At 40.1% G+C, this 19,783-nt stretch carries 17 protein-coding genes, 2 tRNA genes and 2 pseudogenes; 20 read left to right on the top strand and 1 reads right to left on the bottom strand.

Annotated features, from left to right (window positions below):
- Nucleotides 1–3: 3 nt before the first annotated feature.
- From thiI to FJR77_RS01710, 4 genes are all read left to right on the top strand, one after another.
- On the top strand, nucleotides 4–1,218 hold the full coding sequence (gene thiI / locus FJR77_RS01725) for a tRNA uracil 4-sulfurtransferase ThiI (RefSeq protein WP_140834513.1): 1,215 nt from the start codon (nucleotides 4–6) through the stop codon (nucleotides 1,216–1,218).
- Nucleotides 1,219–1,353: 135 nt separating this feature from the next.
- Entirely contained in the window at nucleotides 1,354–2,178 is an 825-nt protein-coding gene (locus FJR77_RS01720; RefSeq protein WP_140834515.1) for an alpha/beta hydrolase, read from the top strand.
- Nucleotides 2,179–2,198: 20 nt separating this feature from the next.
- Nucleotides 2,199–2,939, top strand: a complete 741-nt coding sequence (locus FJR77_RS01715; RefSeq protein ID WP_140834517.1) for an esterase family protein — start codon at nucleotides 2,199–2,201, stop codon at nucleotides 2,937–2,939.
- A 12-nt stretch (nucleotides 2,940–2,951) separates the two neighbouring features.
- A complete protein-coding gene (locus FJR77_RS01710) occupies nucleotides 2,952–4,118 on the top strand; it encodes an ATP-grasp domain-containing protein (protein WP_125451283.1) in 1,167 nt (388 codons plus the stop codon).
- A gap of 327 nt (nucleotides 4,119–4,445) precedes the next feature.
- Here the strand turns inward: FJR77_RS01710 and FJR77_RS01705 are convergent.
- Nucleotides 4,446–4,886: pseudogene (locus FJR77_RS01705) on the bottom strand (IS630 transposase-related protein); the annotation flags it as partial.
- 308 nt (nucleotides 4,887–5,194) lie between these two features.
- Here FJR77_RS01705 and FJR77_RS01700 point away from each other — a divergent pair.
- The 16 genes and pseudogenes from FJR77_RS01700 (at nucleotide 5,195) to gla (ending at nucleotide 19,577) form a co-directional block, all read left to right on the top strand.
- Nucleotides 5,195–6,217 carry a branched-chain amino acid aminotransferase gene (locus FJR77_RS01700; protein WP_000219001.1) on the top strand — a complete coding sequence of 341 codons (1,023 nt, stop codon included), beginning with the start codon at nucleotides 5,195–5,197 and terminating at the stop codon, nucleotides 6,215–6,217.
- Between the two features lie 22 nt (nucleotides 6,218–6,239).
- Entirely contained in the window at nucleotides 6,240–8,207 is a 1,968-nt protein-coding gene (locus tag FJR77_RS01695; RefSeq protein ID WP_140834518.1) for a peptide ABC transporter substrate-binding protein, read from the top strand.
- A gap of 98 nt (nucleotides 8,208–8,305) precedes the next feature.
- A complete protein-coding gene (locus FJR77_RS01690; protein ID WP_000037113.1) occupies nucleotides 8,306–8,536 on the top strand; it encodes a DUF2969 domain-containing protein in 231 nt (76 codons plus the stop codon).
- 49 nt (nucleotides 8,537–8,585) lie between these two features.
- Nucleotides 8,586–8,666, top strand: a tRNA-Tyr gene (locus tag FJR77_RS01685).
- A gap of 9 nt (nucleotides 8,667–8,675) precedes the next feature.
- Nucleotides 8,676–8,747, top strand: a tRNA-Gln gene (locus tag FJR77_RS01680).
- 161 nt (nucleotides 8,748–8,908) lie between these two features.
- Nucleotides 8,909–10,111, top strand: a complete 1,203-nt coding sequence (gene rpsA, locus FJR77_RS01675) for a 30S ribosomal protein S1 (protein WP_001001630.1) — start codon at nucleotides 8,909–8,911, stop codon at nucleotides 10,109–10,111.
- 85 nt (nucleotides 10,112–10,196) lie between these two features.
- Complete coding sequence (locus FJR77_RS01670) at nucleotides 10,197–10,694, top strand: GAF domain-containing protein (protein WP_140834519.1); 498 nt, start codon at nucleotides 10,197–10,199, stop codon at nucleotides 10,692–10,694.
- Nucleotides 10,694–12,349 carry a DNA polymerase III subunit gamma/tau gene (gene dnaX, locus FJR77_RS01665; RefSeq protein WP_140834521.1) on the top strand — a complete coding sequence of 552 codons (1,656 nt, stop codon included), beginning with the start codon at nucleotides 10,694–10,696 and terminating at the stop codon, nucleotides 12,347–12,349. The genes FJR77_RS01670 and dnaX overlap by 1 nt, the downstream gene beginning before the upstream one ends.
- Nucleotides 12,350–12,376: 27 nt before the next feature.
- Complete coding sequence (locus FJR77_RS01660; RefSeq protein ID WP_001081602.1) at nucleotides 12,377–12,571, top strand: DUF3272 domain-containing protein; 195 nt, start codon at nucleotides 12,377–12,379, stop codon at nucleotides 12,569–12,571.
- Between the two features lie 150 nt (nucleotides 12,572–12,721).
- Nucleotides 12,722–13,492, top strand: a complete 771-nt coding sequence (gene sufC / locus FJR77_RS01655) for a Fe-S cluster assembly ATPase SufC (protein WP_000114489.1) — start codon at nucleotides 12,722–12,724, stop codon at nucleotides 13,490–13,492.
- Nucleotides 13,493–13,519: 27 nt separating this feature from the next.
- Nucleotides 13,520–14,782, top strand: coding sequence for a Fe-S cluster assembly protein SufD (gene sufD, locus FJR77_RS01650; RefSeq protein WP_140834522.1), 1,263 nt, complete (start codon nucleotides 13,520–13,522; stop codon nucleotides 14,780–14,782).
- A 10-nt stretch (nucleotides 14,783–14,792) separates the two neighbouring features.
- The gene (locus FJR77_RS01645) at nucleotides 14,793–16,019 is read left to right on the top strand and encodes a cysteine desulfurase (protein WP_140834524.1); all 1,227 of its coding nucleotides are present in this window, start codon (nucleotides 14,793–14,795) and stop codon (nucleotides 16,017–16,019) included.
- Complete coding sequence (gene sufU / locus FJR77_RS01640; RefSeq protein ID WP_140834526.1) at nucleotides 16,006–16,446, top strand: Fe-S cluster assembly sulfur transfer protein SufU; 441 nt, start codon at nucleotides 16,006–16,008, stop codon at nucleotides 16,444–16,446. The genes FJR77_RS01645 and sufU overlap by 14 nt, the downstream gene beginning before the upstream one ends.
- 57 nt (nucleotides 16,447–16,503) lie before the next feature.
- Complete coding sequence (gene sufB / locus FJR77_RS01635; protein ID WP_000797050.1) at nucleotides 16,504–17,916, top strand: Fe-S cluster assembly protein SufB; 1,413 nt, start codon at nucleotides 16,504–16,506, stop codon at nucleotides 17,914–17,916.
- Between the two features lie 326 nt (nucleotides 17,917–18,242).
- A pseudogene (locus FJR77_RS10250) lies at nucleotides 18,243–18,494 on the top strand (IS5/IS1182 family transposase); the annotation flags it as partial.
- Nucleotides 18,495–18,671: 177 nt separating this feature from the next.
- Nucleotides 18,672–19,577: an aquaglyceroporin Gla gene (gene gla / locus FJR77_RS01630; protein WP_000348098.1), complete on the top strand. Its 906-nt coding sequence runs from the start codon at nucleotides 18,672–18,674 to the stop codon at nucleotides 19,575–19,577.
- Nucleotides 19,578–19,783: the final 206 nt, after the last annotated feature.

Below are 19,783 nucleotides of genomic sequence, written 5' to 3'. Positions count from 1 at the left end.
TTTATGCAGTATTCAGAAATTATGATTCGCTATGGAGAATTGTCAACCAAACACAAAAATCGTATGCGTTTCATCAATAAACTTCGTAATAATATTTCAGACGTTTTGTCTATCTATCCCCAAGTTAAGGTAACCGCAGATCGCGACCGTGCCCACGCTTACCTGAATGGAGCTGATTATACCGCAGTAGCAGAATCGCTCAAACAAGTATTTGGAATTCAAAACTTTTCTCCCGTTTATAAAGTCGAAAAGTCTGTGGAAGTTCTTAAGTCTGCTGTCCAAGAGATTATGAAAGAAACCTATAAGGAAGGGATGACCTTTAAAATCACTGGTAAGCGTAGCGACCACACCTTTGAACTTGATAGTCGTGAACTCAATCAAACTCTTGGTAGTGCTGTTTTCAAGGCTATTCCAAACGTGAAAGCTCAGATGAAAAATCCAGATATTAATCTTCAGGTTGAGATTCGTGAGGAAGCAGCTTATATTTCCTATGAAACCTTTCGTGGAGCAGGAGGATTACCTGTGGGAAGTTCTGGTAAAGGCATGCTCATGTTGTCAGGAGGAATTGATTCACCTGTGGCGGGTTATCTAGCTCTTAAACGAGGGGTAGATATTGAGGCAGTTCACTTTGCCAGTCCACCTTACACCAGTCCTGGTGCTCTTAAAAAAGCCCAGGACTTGACCCGTAAATTAACCAAGTTTGGGGGCAATATCCAGTTTATCGAAGTTCCTTTCACAGAGATTCAAGAGGAAATCAAGGCTAAAGCACCAGAAGCCTACCTCATGACCTTGACACGCCGTTTTATGATGCGGATTACCGATCGTATTCGTGAGGTACGAAATGGTTTGGTTATCATCAATGGGGAAAGTCTTGGTCAAGTAGCTAGCCAGACCTTGGAAAGCATGCAGACTATCAACGCTGTGACCAGCACTCCAGTCATTCGTCCTGTGGTTACTATGGATAAGTTGGAAATCATTGATATTGCCCAAGCAATCGATACCTTTGATATTTCTATCCAGCCTTTTGAAGACTGCTGTACGATTTTTGCACCTGACCGTCCTAAGACCAATCCTAAGATTAAAAATGCAGAGCAGTATGAAAAACGGATGGATGTTAAGGGCTTAGTTGAGCGAGCAGTGGCAGGGATTATGATTACTGAGATTACACCTCAAACTGAAAAAGATGAAGTCGATGACTTGATTGACAATCTCCTCTAATCAGAAAATCCAAAAGAATGTAGAAAAATAAATGAAAAAGTTAGTTTTTAATCCAAAAATGGAAGCAAAACTGACTTTTTTTCTATTTTTATGATATAATGAGATAAAATTTTGAATATAGAGAGTTTTCTGACAATGAATCAATCCTACTTTTATTTAAAAATGAAAGAACACAAACTCAAGGTTCCTTATACTGGTAAGGAGCGCCGTGTGCGTGTTCTTCTTCCTAAAGATTATGAAAAAGACACGGATCGTTCCTATCCTGTGGTTTACTTTCATGACGGGCAAAATGTCTTTTATAGTAAAGAATCCTTTATTGGTCACTCATGGAAGATTATCCCAGCAATTAAGCGTAATCCTGATATCAGTCGCATGATTGTCGTTGCTATTGATAATGATGGTATGGGGCGGATGAATGAGTATGCGGCTTGGAAGTTCCAAGAATCTCCTATTCCGGGGCAGCAGTTTGGCGGTAAAGGTGTGGAGTATGCCGAGTTTGTTATGGATGTGGTAAAGCCATTTATCGATGAGACTTACCGTACTAAAGCTGATCGCCAGCATACGGCTATGATTGGCTCGTCACTAGGAGGCAATATTACCCAGTTTATCGGACTAGAATACCAAGACCAAATTGGTTGTCTAGGTGTCTTTTCATCTGCAAACTGGCTCCACCAAGAAGCCTTTAACCGTTATATCGAGCGTCAAAATTTATTGCCTGACCAGCGTATTTTTATCTATGTAGGAACAGAAGAAGCAGATGATACGGACAAAACCCTGATGGCTGGCAATATCAAACAAGCCTATATCGACTCGTCGCTTCGCTATTACCATGATTTGATAGCAGGGGGAGTTCATCTGGATAATCTTGTCTTGAAAGTTCAGTCTGGTGCTATTCATAGTGAAATCCCTTGGTCGGAAAATTTACCAGATTGTCTCCGTTTTTTTGCAGAGAAATGGTAAGTTAGAAAAGGAGAAAGCAAATGCATATTGAAAACCTTAGTCACTGGAGTGGTCATCTCAACCGTGAAATGTACCTCAACCGTTATGGACATGCTGGGATTCCAGTTGTGGTTTTTGCTTCATCAGGTGGCAGTCACAATGAATACTATGATTTTGGCATGATTGAGGCTTGTGCTTCTTTTATCGAGGAAGGCCGTGTCCAGTTCTTTACCCTATCCAGTGTAGATAGTGAGAGCTGGTTGGCCACTTGGAAAAATAGTCATGACCAAGCAGAGATGCACCGTGCCTACGAGCGCTATGTGATTGAGGAGGCTATTCCTTTTATCAAGCACAAGACAGGTTGGTTTGATGGCATGATGACGACAGGTTGCTCGATGGGAGCCTACCATGCTGTCAATTTCTTCCTCCAGCATCCAGATGTCTTTACAAAGGTGATTGCCCTCAGTGGTGTTTACGACGCACGTTTCTTTGTCGGCGATTATTACAATGATGATGCTATTTATCAAAACTCGCCAGTAGATTATATTTGGAATCAGAACGACAGCTGGTTTATTGACCGTTACCGTCAGGCAGAGATTGTGCTTTGTACGGGGCTTGGTGTTTGGGAACAAGACGGTCTACCGTCTTTCTACAAGCTCAAAGAAGCCTTTGACCAGAAACAAATCCCAGCCTGGTTTGCTGAATGGGGACACGATGTCGCCCACGACTGGGAATGGTGGCGCAAACAAATGCCTTATTTCCTTGGAAATCTCTATTTATAAAAGGAGTTACCTATGAATTACCTTGTTATTTCTCCCTACTATCCGCAAAATTTTCAACAGTTTACCATTGAGCTAGCCAATAAAGGAATTACCGTCTTGGGGATTGGTCAGGAACCTTACGAGCAATTGGATGAACCTTTACGCAATAGCCTGACCGAGTATTTCCGTGTAGATAACCTTGAGAACATAGATGAAGTCAAACGTGCAGCTGCTTTTCTCTTTTATAAACATGGCCCAATTGATCGCATCGAGTCTCATAATGAATACTGGCTTGAGCTGGATGCAACACTCAGAGAACAATTCAATGTCTTTGGTGCTAAACCAGAGGATCTCAAAAAGACGAAATTTAAGTCTGAAATGAAGAAACTCTTCAAAAAAGCAGGTGTCCCTGTGGTACCTGGAGCTGTTATCAAGACGGAAGCAGATGTTGATCAAGCTGTGAAAGAAATCGGCCTTCCAATGATTGCCAAACCTGATAATGGAGTGGGCGCAGCGGCCACCTTCAAGCTTGAGACAGAGGACGATATCAATCACTTCAAGGCTGAGTGGGACCATTCAACTATTTATTTCTTTGAGAAATTTGTCACCTCTAGTGAAATCTGTACCTTTGATGGTCTTGTGGACAAGGATGGTAAAATCGTCTTTTCAACGACCTTTGACTACGCCTATACACCACTTGATCTCATGATTTACAAGATGGACAATTCCTACTATGTGCTCAAGGATATGGATCCTAAACTGCGCAAATATGGTGAAGCGATTGTTAAGGAATTTGGTATGAAAGAACGTTTCTTCCATATCGAGTTTTTCCGTGAAGGGGATGATTATATTGCCATCGAGTACAATAACCGCCCTGCAGGTGGTTTCACCATTGATGTTTATAACTTTGCCCATTCCTTGGACCTCTATCGTGGCTATGCAGCTATAGTCGCAGGAGAAGAGTTCCCAGCGTCAGATTTTGAACCTCAGTTTTGTTTAGCTACATCACGTCGTGCAAATGCTCACTATGTTTATTCTGAGGAGGACTTGCTTGCTAAATATGGCCAGCAGTTCAAGGTTAAAAAAATCATGCCAGCGGCCTTTGCGGAACTTCAAGGAGATTACCTGTATATGTTGACAACTCCGAGTCGACAAGAAATGGAGCAAATGATTGCAGATTTCGGACAACGTCAGGCTTAAGGGACTATAGGGTTAAGGAAAATGACTTTCTTAATCCTTTTGTTTTTTATGAGAAACACAGCAGATTGAAACAAGAATAGGACGAAACAGCCTCGTAAAGAGGCTGGGACAAAAAGATTTTGATTTTAGGAATTCTTTATTATAAATTTTTAAAATCGATAGATTAGGAAAAAAAGCGAACAAGACAAAATTCTGAATGTCAGATAACTCATTTTGTTCGCTTTTTATATTTAAGGTTAGACTTTTGTCCCAAACTCTTTTGAGGTGCTTTTTGATATGAGCCCAGGTTTTCTCAGTAAGATTGTACTCAGGTGAGTGGGGAGGAATAAGAAATAAAGCTACTTTTTCTGGGGCTTGTTCATAGTAGGTATGATTCTTTTTTTTCGAGTGTAGCCCATAGCTTTGAGAGCATAGTGGATTGAAATAAGATATGAACAAAGTGATTGAGAAAGTCAATTTTTTCTAGAAATGTTTCAGCAACCGTAATGTACTACTCCAGATTCAATACGCTATAGTTGGATGACAGCCAAATTTAGAAGCTATTTCAGTCAAATAAGCGTCTGGATTCTCAGTAAGATAGTTTTTAAGTCTATCTCTATCAACTTTTCTTGGTTTTGTTCCTTTTACTTGATGGTTTAGATTACTTATTTTCTCTTTTAGATAATGGGATTGCGTGAGATTTGGATAACGTGTGATACTTCTGTTATACTACCTGTTCGCTTACAATAGGCGAGAACTTTTTTTACGTAAATCGATTGAATATGGCATAAGATGACTGCACAACATTGTGTACTATCTTTAGTTCATTTTGTCATATCTCTGTCGAAACAGATTACTAATATTAATGCACGGGCTCTATGTATGTCAAAAACAAGTTCAGTTATTGAACAGATTGCATCAAACGATATAGAAGAATAATTTAAGTTTTTTATGTAATTTTTATATAGGATTCATTACGACAGATACCTTAGATTCTTTTTATTGAAGAAATTTTCTGAAAATTACAAAATATGCTTGCTATTTTAGAAAAATAGTGTAGAATAAAAGAAATAGGTTTTTAGAATAAGGAGTGGAATATGACAGTAACGATTGATTGGGAAAATCTCGGTTTTTCCTATATGAAATTACCTTATCGCTATATTGCTCATTTTAAAAATGGACAATGGAATCAAGGAGAGCTTACAGAGGATGCAACTTTGCATATTTCAGAGTCTTCTCCAAGTCTCCACTACGGACAACAAGCATTTGAAGGATTGAAAGCTTATCGTACTAAGGATGGTAGTATTCAACTTTTCCGTCCTGATGAAAATGCTAAACGCCTGCAACGTACTTGTGATCGTCTCTTGATGCCACAAGTTCCGACAGACATGTTTGTAGAAGCTTGTAAGGCAGTTGTCCGCGCCAATGAAGAATATGTACCACCATATGGAACAGGTGGAACCCTTTATCTTCGTCCACTTTTGATTGGTGTCGGAGATATTATTGGGGTTAAACCAGCAGAAGAGTACATTTTCATCATCTTTGCTATGCCAGTTGGAAATTACTTTAAAGGCGGTTTGGTTCCAACCAACTTCTTAATTCAGGATGAATACGACCGTGCCGCTCCAAATGGTACAGGTGCGGCTAAGGTTGGTGGAAACTATGCTGCCAGTCTCTTGCCAGGGAAATTGGCTAAATCTTGCCATTTCTCAGATGTTATTTACCTAGATCCATCAACACATACAAAGATTGAAGAAGTTGGATCAGCTAACTTCTTTGGAATTACAGCTGACAATGAATTTGTAACACCATTGAGTCCATCTATCTTGCCATCTATTACTAAGTATTCTTTGCTTTATTTGGCAGAACACCGCTTGGGCTTAACTCCTATTGAGGGGGATGTCCCAATTGATAACCTGGATCGTTTTGTAGAGGCAGGTGCTTGTGGTACAGCAGCGGTTATTTCTCCAATTGGAGGTATTCAACATGGTGATGATTTCCATGTATTCTATAGTGAAACAGAAGTAGGTCCTGTGACTCGTAAACTTTATGATGAATTGACAGGAATTCAGTTTGGTGATATTGAAGCGCCAGAAGGTTGGATTGTAAAAGTAGATTAAAATAAACTAAAGGAGATTTTTTATGAAATCGAAAAAGTGGCTCTTAACAGCAGGAGTAGTCCTGAGTACAACAGCTTTTTTAGTAGCTTGTGGAAAAGCTGATAAAGAAGCAGATGCACCGACAACATTTTCTTATGTCTATGCAGTGGATCCAGCATCTTTGGACTACAGTATAGCGACTCGGACATCGACGACAGACGTTATTGGAAATGTTATTGATGGTTTGATGGAAAATGACAAATACGGAAATGTTGTTCCTTCTTTGGCTGAAGATTGGTCTGTGTCCAAAGATGGTTTGACTTATACCTATAAACTTCGTAAAGGAGTTAAATGGTATACTTCCGAGGGTGAAGAATACGCAGAAGTAACAGCCCATGACTTTGTAACAGGATTGAAACACGTAGCTGACGGTAAGTCAGACGGTGTCTCTCTCATCCAAAATTCTATCAAGGGCTTGGATGCCTACATGACTGGTGAGACTAATGATTTCTCTACAGTTGGTGTCAAGGCCTTGGATGATTACACAGTCGAGTATACCCTAAACAAACCAGAAAGCTTCTGGAATTCTAAAGTTACAACAGCGACGATGTTGCCTGTAAATGAAGAGTTTTTGAAGGCATCAGGTAAAGATTATGGAGCAGTTACTCCAGCAGGGATTCTCTATAATGGTCCTTATTTCTTGAAGACTTTGACTTCTAAATCGTTGATCGAATATGAGAAAAATCCAAATTACTGGGATAAAGAAAATGTAAAAATCGAGAAGATTAAATTGACTTACTACGATGGTTCTGATCAGGAATCGTTGATTCGTAGCTTCTCTTCTGGTGCTTATACGACAGCTCGTCTCTTCCCAAGTAGTTCAAACTTTGCTTCAACTTTGGAACAATACGGAGATAAAATCACTTATAGCCCACAGGACTCAAGTAGTTATTACTTCACCTTTAACGTAAATCGTCAGTCATATAATAAAACTGCGAAAACAAGTGAAGAACAAAAGACTTCTACAAAAGAAGCTATGCTTAATAAGGACTTCCGTCAGGCTATTAACTTTGCCTTCAACCGTCATTCTTATGCTGCCCAGCTAAATGGTGAAGACGGTGCGGATAAGATTATTCGTAACAGTTTAGTTCCAGATAACTTTGTGCAAGCAGGTGGTAAAAACTTTGGTCAAATCGCTCAAGTAGAGTTGGTGAACTATGGTGAGCAATGGAAAGGTGTTGAGCTAGTTGACGGTAAGGATTCTATCTACAATCCTGACAAGGCTAAAGCTGCTTTCGAAAAAGCTAAGAAAGATTTGGAATCTAAAGGGGTAAGCTTCCCAATTCATTTGGATGTCCCAGTTGAACAGACAGATACCATCGCCGTTCAACAAAGCAACTCTTTCAAACAGTCAATCGAATCAACTCTTGGTGCCGAAAATGTTGTCATCGACGTTCTTCAAATGACAGATAATGAAAAGGAAACAATCACTTCACAAGCGCGTGTTCCTTCCCAAAAAGACTATGATTTGAATAGTACAGGATGGGCTCCAAGTTATCAAGACCCAGCATCTTATTTAACTATCATGGATCCTAAATCAGGTTCTGCTATGAAACACCTAGGTATCACTAAAGGAAAAGACAAGGATGTCGTAGCTAAGATTGGTTTGGACCAGTATAAGAAATTATTGGATGATGCAGATTCAGAAACTACCAATCTTGAAGAACGCTATGAAAAATATGCCAAGGCTCAAGCTTGGTTGACAGATAGTTCATTATTGATGCCAACAGCTTCATCTGGTGGTTCTCCAGTTGTAAGTAATGTCGTGCCATTCTCAAAACCATACTCACAAGTTGGTATTAAGGGTGACCCATATATCTTTAAAGGAATGAAATTGCAAAAAGATATTGTTACGACAAAAGAATATGAAGAAGCACTGAAAAAATGGCAAAAAGAAAAATTGGAATCAAACGGTAAGTACCAAAAAGAACTAGAAAAACACATTAAATAAAGCAGAAAACTCTATATCAGACTCAGAATGATATAGAGTTTTTTCTTGCTAGTTTTGGGATTTTCTTGTAAAATAGAAAAAGTAAAGAGAGGTATGAAATGAGCAAGAAAGATAAAAAAATCGAAATTCAAGTAGCAGATGCTAAAGTTAATGTAGGAAAAGACAGTTTTGAAGGTTATACCTTGACCATTGGTAAAAAAGTTATCGGAGAAATTGCCGAATTAGATGGACAATTTGCCATCATAAAGAATGGGAATGTCGATAGTTTTTATAAAAAATTGGAAAAAGCTGTGGAAATTTTGATTGAAAATTATAATTTAGCAAAATAAGTATTGTTTTTTTGAAATTTTCATGATATAATAGTCCATGTTGATTGTAGGAGAGATAGCGAAGAGGCTAAACGCGGCGGACTGTAAATCCGCTCCTTCGGGTTCGGGGGTTCGAATCCCTCTCTCTCCATTTCATCAATGGGGTATAGCCAAGCGGTAAGGCAAGGGACTTTGACTCCCTCATGCGTTGGTTCGAATCCAGCTACCCCAGTTCTTAGGTAATAATCAAGATAAAAAGCAAAATATCTTAGGGTATTTTATTTTTATAATTGAAAGACGTGAACGATATAAACATGTCCTTGCGGGTGCTTAGGAAAAAAATTATAAGTATGTCAAGTTTAAGAAAAACTTGATTGTTGGAGGATTTTTTAGATGAACGAATTTGAAGATTTGCTAAATAGCGTTAGCCAAGTTGAGACTGGTGATGTTGTTAGTGCTGAAGTATTGACAGTTGATGCGACTCAAGCTAACGTTGCAATCTCTGGAACTGGTGTTGAAGGTGTCTTGACTCTTCGCGAATTGACAAACGATCGCGATGCAGATATCAATGACTTTGTTAAAGTAGGAGAAGTATTGGATGTTCTTGTACTTCGTCAAGTAGTTGGTAAAGATACTGATACAGTTACATACCTTGTATCTAAAAAACGCCTTGAAGCTCGCAAAGCATGGGACAAACTTGTTGGTCGCGAAGAAGAAGTTGTTACTGTTAAAGGAACTCGTGCCGTTAAAGGTGGACTTTCAGTAGAATTTGAAGGTGTTCGTGGATTTATCCCAGCTTCAATGTTGGATACTCGTTTCGTACGTAACACTGAGCGTTTTGTAGGTCAAGAATTTGATGCTAAAATCAAAGAAGTTGACGCTAAAGAAAACCGCTTCATCCTTTCACGTCGTGAAGTTGTTGAAGCAGCTACAGCAGCAGCTCGCGCTGAAGTATTCGGTAAATTGGCTGTTGGTGATGTAGTAACTGGTAAAGTTGCACGTATCACAAGCTTCGGTGCTTTCATCGACCTTGGTGGTGTTGACGGATTGGTTCACTTGACTGAATTGTCACATGAACGTAACGTATCACCAAAATCAGTTGTAACTGTTGGTGAAGAAATTGAAGTGAAAATCCTTGATCTTAACGAAGAAGAAGGACGTGTATCACTTTCACTTAAAGCAACAACACCTGGACCATGGGATGGCGTTGAGCAAAAATTGGCTAAAGGTGATGTAGTAGAAGGAACAGTTAAACGTTTGACTGACTTCGGTGCATTTGTTGAAGTATTGCCAGGTATTGATGGACTTGTTCACGTATCACAAATTTCACACAAACGTATTGAAAATCCAAAAGAAGCTCTTAAAGTTGGTCAAGAAGTTAAAGTTAAAGTTCTTGAAGTTAACGCAGATGCAGAGCGCGTATCACTTTCTATCAAAGCTCTTGAAGAGCGTCCAGCTCAAGAAGAAGGACAAAAAGAAGAAAAACGTGCTGCTCGTCCACGTCGTCCAAAACGTCAAGAAAAACGTGATTTCGAACTTCCAGAAACACAAACAGGATTCTCAATGGCTGACTTGTTCGGTGATATCGAACTTTAATCAAATTGAAAATTCACAAAGTCCTTTGTTTTCTAAACAAGGGATTTTTCTTTTGTCTGTAAGGCTTTTTTGATATAATAGTTCTATGTTAGAATCAGAAAAACAATCACGTTATCAAATGTTAAATGAAGAGCTCTCTTTTTTATTGGAAGGTGAAAGTAATGTTTTGGCTAATCTTTCCAACGCCAGTGCTCTTTTAAAATCACGTTTTCCTAATACTGTATTTGCAGGCTTTTATTTGTTCGATGGAGAGGAATTGATTTTAGGTCCCTTCCAAGGTGGTGTTTCCTGCATCCGTATTGCGCTAGGCAAGGGTGTTTGTGGTGAGGCAGCTCACTTTCAGGAAACTGTTCTGGTTGGAGATGTGACGACCTATCCTAACTATATTTCTTGTGATAGTAGTGCTAAAAGTGAAATTGTTGTGCCGATGATAAAGAATGGTCAATTGCTTGGAGTTCTGGATCTTGATTCTTCAGAGGTTGATGATTATGATGCTATGGATCGAGATTATTTGGAACAATTTGTCGCTATTTTGCTTGAAAAGACAGAATGGGACTTTACAATGTTTGGGGAGAAAGCCTAATGTATCAAGCACTTTATCGAAAATATAGAAGTCAAAACTTTTCCCAGTTGGTTGGACAGGAAGTTGTGGCCAAGACTCTTAAACAAGCAGTGGAACAAGAGAAAATAAGTCATGCCTATCTTTTTTCAGGTCCTCGTGGAACGGGAAAGACCAGTGTAGCTAAGATTTTTGCCAAAGCTATGAACTGTCCCAATCAAGTGGGTGGTGAGCCTTGCAATAACTGCTATATTTGTCAGGCAGTGACAGATGGTAGTTTAGAAGATGTCATTGAAATGGATGCGGCCTCTAATAATGGGGTAGATGAAATTCGTGAAATTCGTGATAAATCTACCTACGCCCCTAGCCTTGCCCGTTATAAGGTTTATATCATAGATGAGGTTCACATGCTATCTACAGGGGCTTTTAATGCCCTCCTAAAGACTCTGGAAGAGCCAACACAGAATGTGGTCTTTATTTTGGCCACTACTGAATTGCACAAGATTCCTGCCACTATTCTATCTCGTGTACAACGTTTTGAATTTAAATCAATTAAGACACAGGATATTAAGGAACATATCCACTATATCTTAGAAAAAGAAAATATCAGTTCTGAACCAGAGGCTGTGGAAATCATTGCTAGACGGGCTGAAGGTGGGATGCGGGATGCCTTGTCAATTTTGGATCAAGCCCTGAGTTTGACACAGGGAAATGAGTTGACGACTGCCATCTCTGAAGAAATTACAGGAACTATTAGTCTGTCAGCCTTGGATGATTATGTGGCTGCCTTATCTCAGCAGGATGTTCCCAAAGCCTTAGCTTGCTTAAATCTTCTCTTTGAGAATGGTAAGAGCATGACTCGTTTTGTGACCGACCTTTTGCACTATTTAAGAGATTTGTTAATTGTTCAAACAGGGGGAGAAAACACTCATCATAGTCCAGTCTTTGTGGAGAATTTGGCAATTCATCAAGAAAATTTGTTTGAAATGATTCGTTTGGCGACAGTTAGTTTAGCAGATATTAAGTCTAGTTTGCAACCCAAGATTTATGCTGAGATGATGACCATCCGTTTGGCGGAGATTAAGCCCGAACCAGCTCTTTCAGGGGCGGTTGAACATGAAATTGCTGCACTGAGACAGGAAATTGCACGTCTCAAACAAGAACTTGCAAATGTGGGAACTGTAGCTAAGCCAACAAATCCAGTTCCTAGTCGTCCAGCAGCAGGCAAGACCGTCTATCGTGTGGATCGCAATAAAGTTCAATCTATCTTACAAGAGGCCGTCGAAAATCCTGATTTAGCGCGTCAAAATCTGATTCGCTTGCAGAATGCCTGGGGAGAGGTGATTGAAAGTCTAGGTGGACCTGATAAGGCTCTGTTAGTTGGATCTCAACCGGTTGCGGCCAATGAACACCACGCTATTCTTGCTTTTGAGTCTAACTTCAATGCTGGTCAAACCATGAAACGAGACAATCTTAACACCATGTTTGGCAACATCCTCAGTCAGGCAGCAGGTTTTTCACCCGAGATTTTAGCTATTTCCATGGAGGAATGGAAAGAAGTTCGCGCAGCCTTTTCAGCTAAAGCTAAATCTTCTCAAGCTGAAAAAGAAGCAGAAGAAAGTCTGATACCAGAAGGATTTGAATTTTTGGCTGATAAAGTGAAGGTAGAGGAAGACTAAAGAAAGATTTCATGATACAATAAGTTTATGAATAGACAACAATTTATTATCATAGCGCTGTTTACAGCTGCTGAGACCTATTTTTTCAATGAAGCCTGGATGACTGGTCGCTATATTATGGCAGCCTTTTGGGCCATTTTGCTCTTTAGAAATTTTCGAGTTAGTTATTTGATGGGCAAGATTGTAGATGTCATTGACCAACATTTAAAAGGAAAAGACTAATCCTCAGCTTCTAGACAAAATCAAAGCCTTTTAGGCTTTTTTTTGTTATACTATAAAAGTATATTTATTGACCTTTTACCGTATTTTCTAGGGAAATTAAGTATGTTTCTAGTAAGTACTGCAAAGGCCTTGAAAAAGAAAGGAACTATCATGTCAGTATTAGAGATCAAAGATCTTCACGTTGAGATTGAAGGAAAAGAAATTTTAAAAGGGGTTAACCTGACCCTGAAAACAGGCGAAATCGCCGCTATCATGGGGCCAAATGGTACTGGTAAATCGACTCTTTCTGCCGCTATCATGGGAAATCCTAACTATGAGGTTACTAAAGGTGAAGTCTTGTTTGATGGCGTAAATATCCTTGAGTTGGAAGTGGACGAGCGTGCGCGTATGGGACTTTTCCTTGCAATGCAATACCCGTCAGAAATTCCTGGAATTACCAACGCTGAGTTTCTTCGTGCCGCTATGAATGCGGGGAAAGAAGACGATGAGAAGATTTCAGTTCGCGAGTTCATCACTAAGCTAGACGAAAAAATGGAATTGCTTAACATGAAAGAAGAAATGGCAGAGCGTTACCTCAACGAAGGTTTCTCTGGTGGTGAGAAAAAACGTAATGAAATTCTTCAACTCTTGATGTTGGAACCAACATTTGCACTTTTGGACGAGATTGACTCTGGTCTTGATATTGACGCTCTTAAAGTTGTGTCTAAAGGTGTCAATGCCATGCGTGGTGAAGGTTTTGGTGCTATGATCATCACTCACTACCAACGTCTTTTGAACTACATCACACCTGATGTGGTACACGTGATGATGGAAGGGCGTGTTGTCCTTTCTGGTGGTCCAGAATTGGCTGCGCGTTTGGAACGTGAAGGATACGCAAAACTAGCTGAAGAACTTGGCTACGACTACAAGGAAGAATTGTAATTCCCTCGTATCTTTTAGGAGAAGTAAATGACTAAAGAAAATATTCAACTTTTTTCAGAAATGCACGCTGAACCAAGCTGGTTGGCTGATCTCCGTCAAAAAGCTTTTGACAAGATTGAGACTTTGGAATTACCAGTTATTGAGCGTGTCAAATTCCACCGTTGGAATCTGGGTGATGGAACGATTAGAGAAAGTGAGCCATCAGCAAATGTTCCAGATTTCACTGCACTAGATAACCACTTGAAGTTGGTACAAGTAGGAACTCAAACTGTTTTTGAGCAAATTCCAGTTGAGTTGGCTCAACAGGGTGTTGTCTTTACAGACTTCCATTCAGCTTTAGAAGAAATTCCAGAACTCGTAGAAGAATTCTTCATGTCATCTGTCAAGTATGACGATGACAAGTTGGCAGCCTACCATACAGCTTATTTCAACAGTGGTGCTGTTCTCTACATTCCTGATAATGTTGAGATTAAAAAGCCAATCGAAGGTATTTTCTACCAAGACAGCGATAGCGATGTGCCGTTTAACAAACATATTATGATTATCGCTGGTAAAAACTCTAAGATTAGCTATTTGGAACGTTTGGAATCTCGTGGTGAGGGTAGTGCCAAAGCAACTGCCAATATCACTGTAGAAGTCATTGCTCGTTCTGGTGCTCAAGTGAAATTTGCTGCAATTGATCGTCTTGGTGAGAATGTCACTGCCTACATTAGCCGCCGAGGTAAATTGGGCAACGATGCAAGTATTGACTGGGCTATCGGTGTCATGAACGAAGGAAATGTTGTCGCTGACTTTGATAGTGACCTACTTGGAAATGGTAGCCATGCAGACCTCAAGGTCGTAGCTCTTTCAAGTGGTCGTCAGGTGCAAGGGATTGATACTCGAGTAACTAACTATGGTTGCAACTCTATCGGTAATATCCTGCAACATGGAGTAATTCTTGAAAAAGCAACTTTGACCTTCAATGGTATTGGCCACATCATCAAGGGTGCTAAGGGAGCAGATGCCCAACAAGAAAGCCGTGTTCTCATGCTTTCAGACCAAGCACGTTCCGATGCCAACCCAATTCTTTTAATTGATGAAAATGATGTTACTGCAGGGCATGCAGCGTCTATCGGACAAGTGGATCCAGAAGATATGTACTACCTTATGAGCCGTGGACTTGACAAAGCCACTGCAGAACGTTTGGTTGTTCGTGGTTTCCTTGGATCCGTTATCGTTGAGATCCCTGTCAAGGAAGTTCGTGATGAAATGATTGCGACGATCGAAGAAAAATTGTCAAAACGCTAAGGGGAAGCCTATGTTAGATGCAGAAGCTATTCGCAAGGATTTTCCAATTTTAGACCAGATTGTCAACGATGAACCATTGGTCTATTTGGACAATGCTGCGACGACACAAAAACCACTAGCAGTTCTGGAGACGATTAACCGCTACTATGAACAGGATAATGCCAATGTTCACCGTGGAGTTCATACCTTGGCAGAAAGGGCGACAGCTTCTTATGAGGCGGTTCGTGAAACAATTCGTAAATTTATCAATGCAGGCTCTACAAAGGAAGTTCTCTTTACCAGAGGAACGACAACCAGTCTTAACTGGGTGGCGCGCTTTGCAGAGGAAGTCTTGACTGAGGGAGACCAGGTCTTGATTTCTATCATGGAACACCATTCCAATATCATTCCATGGCAAGAAGCCTGTCGCAAGACTGGGGCAGAGCTTGTCTATGTCTATCTCAAGGACGGGGCTCTAGATATGGATGATTTGCGAGCTAAATTGACTGATAGAGTCAAGTTTGTTTCGTTAGCTCACGCTTCAAATGTTCTTGGTGTGGTTAATCCAATCAAAGAAATCACTCAATTGGCCCACCAAGTTGGAGCTATCATGGTGGTGGATGGCGCTCAATCTACACCTCATATGAAGATTGATATTCAGGACTTGGATGTGGACTTCTTTGCCTTTTCAGGTCATAAGATGGCTGGTCCAACTGGTATTGGTGTTCTTTACGGCAAAGAAAAGTATCTAGAACAAATGTCACCTCTTGAATTCGGCGGTGAAATGATTGATTTCGTCTATGAGCAGTCTGCTAGCTGGAAGGAATTACCTTGGAAATTTGAGGCTGGAACTCCTAACATGGCAGGTGCGATTGGCCTTGCAGCTGCCGTGGATTATCTTGAAAACATTGGTATGGATGCCATTGAATCTCATGAACAAGAATTAATCGCCTATGTCTATCCAAAACTGCAAGCTATTGAAGGATTGACTATTTATGGTTCGCAGGACTTGGCTCAACGCTCGGGTGTCATTGCTTTTAACCTAGGGGGCCTTCATCCTCACGACCTTGCGACTGCTTTGGATTATGAAGGAGTGGCTGTTCGTGCGGGTCACCACTGTGCGCAGCCTTTGCTCCAATATTTGGAAGTTTCAGCAACAGCTCGTGCGAGTTTTTATATCTACAATACCAAGGCAGATTGCGACAAGCTAGTCGATGCCTTACAAAAGACAAAGGAGTTTTTCAATGGCACTTTCTAAACTAGATAGCCTTTATATGGCAGTGGTAGCAGACCATTCGAAAAATCCACATCACCAAGGGAAGTTAGAAGACGCTGAACAAATCAGTCTCAACAATCCGACCTGTGGAGATGTTATCAATCTCTCCGTCAAGTTTGATGCAGATGACCGCTTGGAGGATATCGCTTTTCTAAACTCAGGCTGTACCATCTCGACTGCCTCTGCGAGCATGATGACAGATGCAGTTTTGGGAAAGACCAAACAAGAAATCTTAGAACTTGCGACTATTTTTTCTGAAATGGTTCAAGGGCAAAAAGATGGCAGACAAGATAGTCTTGGCGATGCTGCTTTCTTGTCAGGCGTTGCCAAATTTCCTCAACGAATCAAGTGTGCAACTCTAGCTTGGAATGCCCTTAAGAAAACAATTGAAAATCAAGAAAATAAGTAAGGCAAGTTTCTTTTGTCTTATGAATCAGTAGAAATGAAGAATGAAAGAAAGGATATTATGGCTGAAGAAAGAGTAGAACCAAAACCAATTGACCTTGGTGAATATAAATTTGGTTTCCATGATGATGTAGAGCCTGTCCTATCGACAGGAAAAGGATTGAATGAAGATGTCATTCGTGAACTATCAGCTGCTAAGGGAGAACCTGAGTGGATGTTAGAATTCCGTTTGAAGTCTTATGAAACCTTCAAAAAAATGCCCATGCAAACTTGGGGAGCAGACTTATCAGAGATTGACTTTGATGACTTGATTTATTACCAAAAACCATCTGATAAACCAGCTCGTTCATGGGATGACGTTCCTGAAAAAATTAAAGAAACCTTTGAACGTATCGGGATTCCTGAAGCTGAGCGTGCTTATCTAGCTGGTGCCTCTGCCCAGTACGAGTCAGAAGTGGTTTACCACAATATGAAAGAAGAGTTCCAAAAATTGGGGATTATCTTTACAGATACAGATTCTGCCCTCAAGGAATACCCAGACTTGTTTAAACAGTACTTTGCTAAGTTGGTACCACCAACAGATAATAAGTTGGCTGCCCTCAATTCGGCAGTATGGTCAGGTGGAACCTTTATCTATGTACCAAAAGGTGTGAAAGTGGATATTCCACTTCAAACTTACTTCCGAATCAATAACGAAAATACTGGTCAGTTTGAACGTACCTTGATTATCGTTGATGAGGGAGCAAGTGTCCACTACGTAGAAGGATGTACAGCGCCAACTTATTCAAGTAACAGCTTGCACGCCGCCATCGTAGAAATCTTTGCCTTGGATGGAGCTTATATGCGTTATACAACCATCCAAAACTGGTCTGATAACGTTTATAACTTGGTTACTAAGCGTGCTAAAGCTCAAAAAGATGCGACTGTTGAGTGGATTGATGGGAACTTGGGTGCCAAAACGACTATGAAATACCCATCTGTTTACCTAGATGGAGAAGGGGCGCGTGGGACTATGCTTTCTATTGCCTTTGCCAATGCAGGGCAACACCAAGACACGGGTGCTAAGATGATCCACAATGCTCCACATACTAGCTCGTCTATTGTGTCTAAATCCATCGCTAAAGGCGGAGGAAAGGTTGACTACCGTGGACAGGTCACCTTTAACAAGAACTCTAAGAAATCTGTTTCCCACATTGAATGTGATACCATTATCATGGATGACTTGTCAGCATCAGATACTATTCCATTTAATGAAATTCATAACTCGCAAGTTGCTTTGGAACACGAAGCTAAGGTCTCTAAGATTTCAGAAGAACAACTCTATTACCTCATGAGCCGTGGTTTATCAGAGTCTGAGGCAACTGAGATGATTGTCATGGGATTTGTAGAGCCTTTCACAAAAGAGCTTCCAATGGAATATGCCGTTGAGCTTAACCGCTTGATTAGCTACGAAATGGAAGGATCAGTTGGGTAAAATTTGATTTTAGATTTACCCAAAATCAAGAACTTTGAAGATGAACTTGTAACAAAAAGAGACTGAGAAAAAATATTTTAAGAACAGAAAACGCATGATATCAGGTGCCCCAAAAACTTGATATTATGCGTTTTCTCATGAAATATAGCGGAATGAATCTATAATAGTACACCTCGGTTGCTAAAATATTTCTAGAAATTAATTTGATTTTCGAAGAGTATTACTAATCGGTTTGTTCATATCTTACTTCAATTTAATATAGAGTTTTTCTAAACGCTTTTGACTTTTGATATATTGTTGTGAGGACGAAGTAATACAATATATAAAGTAGTCAGTTCAAGGCAGGATATAATGTCTAAGGGGCTACTAATAGCAAGTATGTTCTTTATTTTGATATTTTTCTTAATCCAACAGACACTTGCACTTTGAAACCCGTTCTCTAATCAATTCAAACCCTATACTTATTCAAATATATTGTGGCGGATGTAGGTTATGGTAGCGAATAAAACTATGTTTTTATTTGTGAATGATGAAAGATACTTCTTATTCCCTATACCATGCATCAGAAGGAATTGACATAAAAGAATCAGACTAGCACAGATAACCTAATGAATTGGTAATATCTTGAAAACAAAGATTAGTTTATAAGATTTGGAACCGTTTTCTGTCATAATCTTTCAGGAAAGTAGTTGCTAAAAGATGTAAAAATTGATAGAATAATGATTGTCTAAAAAATTTTAAGGAGAATCTATCAAATGGATTTCACATGGGCAATTAAATATGCCACTGAATTTTTGGCCACTGCTCTTTTGATCGTTCTTGGAAATGGTGCAGTTGCCAACGTTGAACTTAAAGGTACGAAAGGTCACCAAAGTGGCTGGATCGTTATCGCTGTTGGTTACGGTATGGGGGTTATGATTCCTGCCTTGATGTTTGGTAACGTATCTGGAAACCACATCAACCCAGCCTTCACTCTTGGACTTGCAGTCAGCGGTCTATTCCCTTGGGCACAAGTTGCGCCTTATATCGTCGCACAAGTTTTGGGTGCTATTTTTGGCCAAGCCTTGGTTGTGGTAACACACCGCCCATACTACTTGAAAACTGAAAATCCAAACAACATCTTGGGTACTTTCTCAACAATTTCAAGTTTGGATAATGGTTCAAAAGAATCACGCTTTGCAGCAACTGTTAATGGTTTTGTAAACGAGTTTGTTGGTTCATTTGTCCTTTTCTTTGCAGCGCTTGGTTTAACTAAACACTTCTTTGGTGCTGAACTAGTGTCAAAAGCGCAAGCGGCTATCAATTCTCAAGTTGCTCAAGCAACTACTCAAGGTCAAACAATTCCTCAAGAACAAGTAACAGCAGCACTTGAACAAGCTAAAGAACAAGTAGCTCCATTTATGACATCAGGTCTTGGAATTGCTCATTTGGCACTTGGTTTCCTCGTTATGGCCTTGGTAACATCACTTGGTGGACCTACAGGACCTGCCTTGAATCCAGCCCGTGACTTTGGTCCACGTCTCCTTCATGCTTTCCTTCCAAAATCAGTTCTTGGTGAGCACAAAGGTGATTCAAAATGGTGGTATTCTTGGGTACCAGTAGTAGCACCTATCGCAGCAGCAATTGCAGCAGTAGCTGTTTTCAAATTCCTTTACCTATAAGAAATTGAGTTCTTTATCCATTGTAATGGATTGAAGCAAAGATAAGATCTAGAAAGGGCAAATTTTGTCCTTTCTTTTTTTATGTGACTATTAGTCCGTCTCGCTCCGTTAGGTGCGAGACAAAAAAACCACCCGCTATGCGGGTGCGCGTCGAAGGTTATACCCAAAAAACTCCAAACGCGATACAATAAAGGTGTTCAAGCCAA

The organism is Streptococcus shenyangsis, assembly GCF_006385785.1.
Classification (GTDB): domain Bacteria; phylum Bacillota; class Bacilli; order Lactobacillales; family Streptococcaceae; genus Streptococcus; species Streptococcus shenyangsis.
This window is presented reverse-complemented; position numbering and strand designations above follow the sequence as displayed.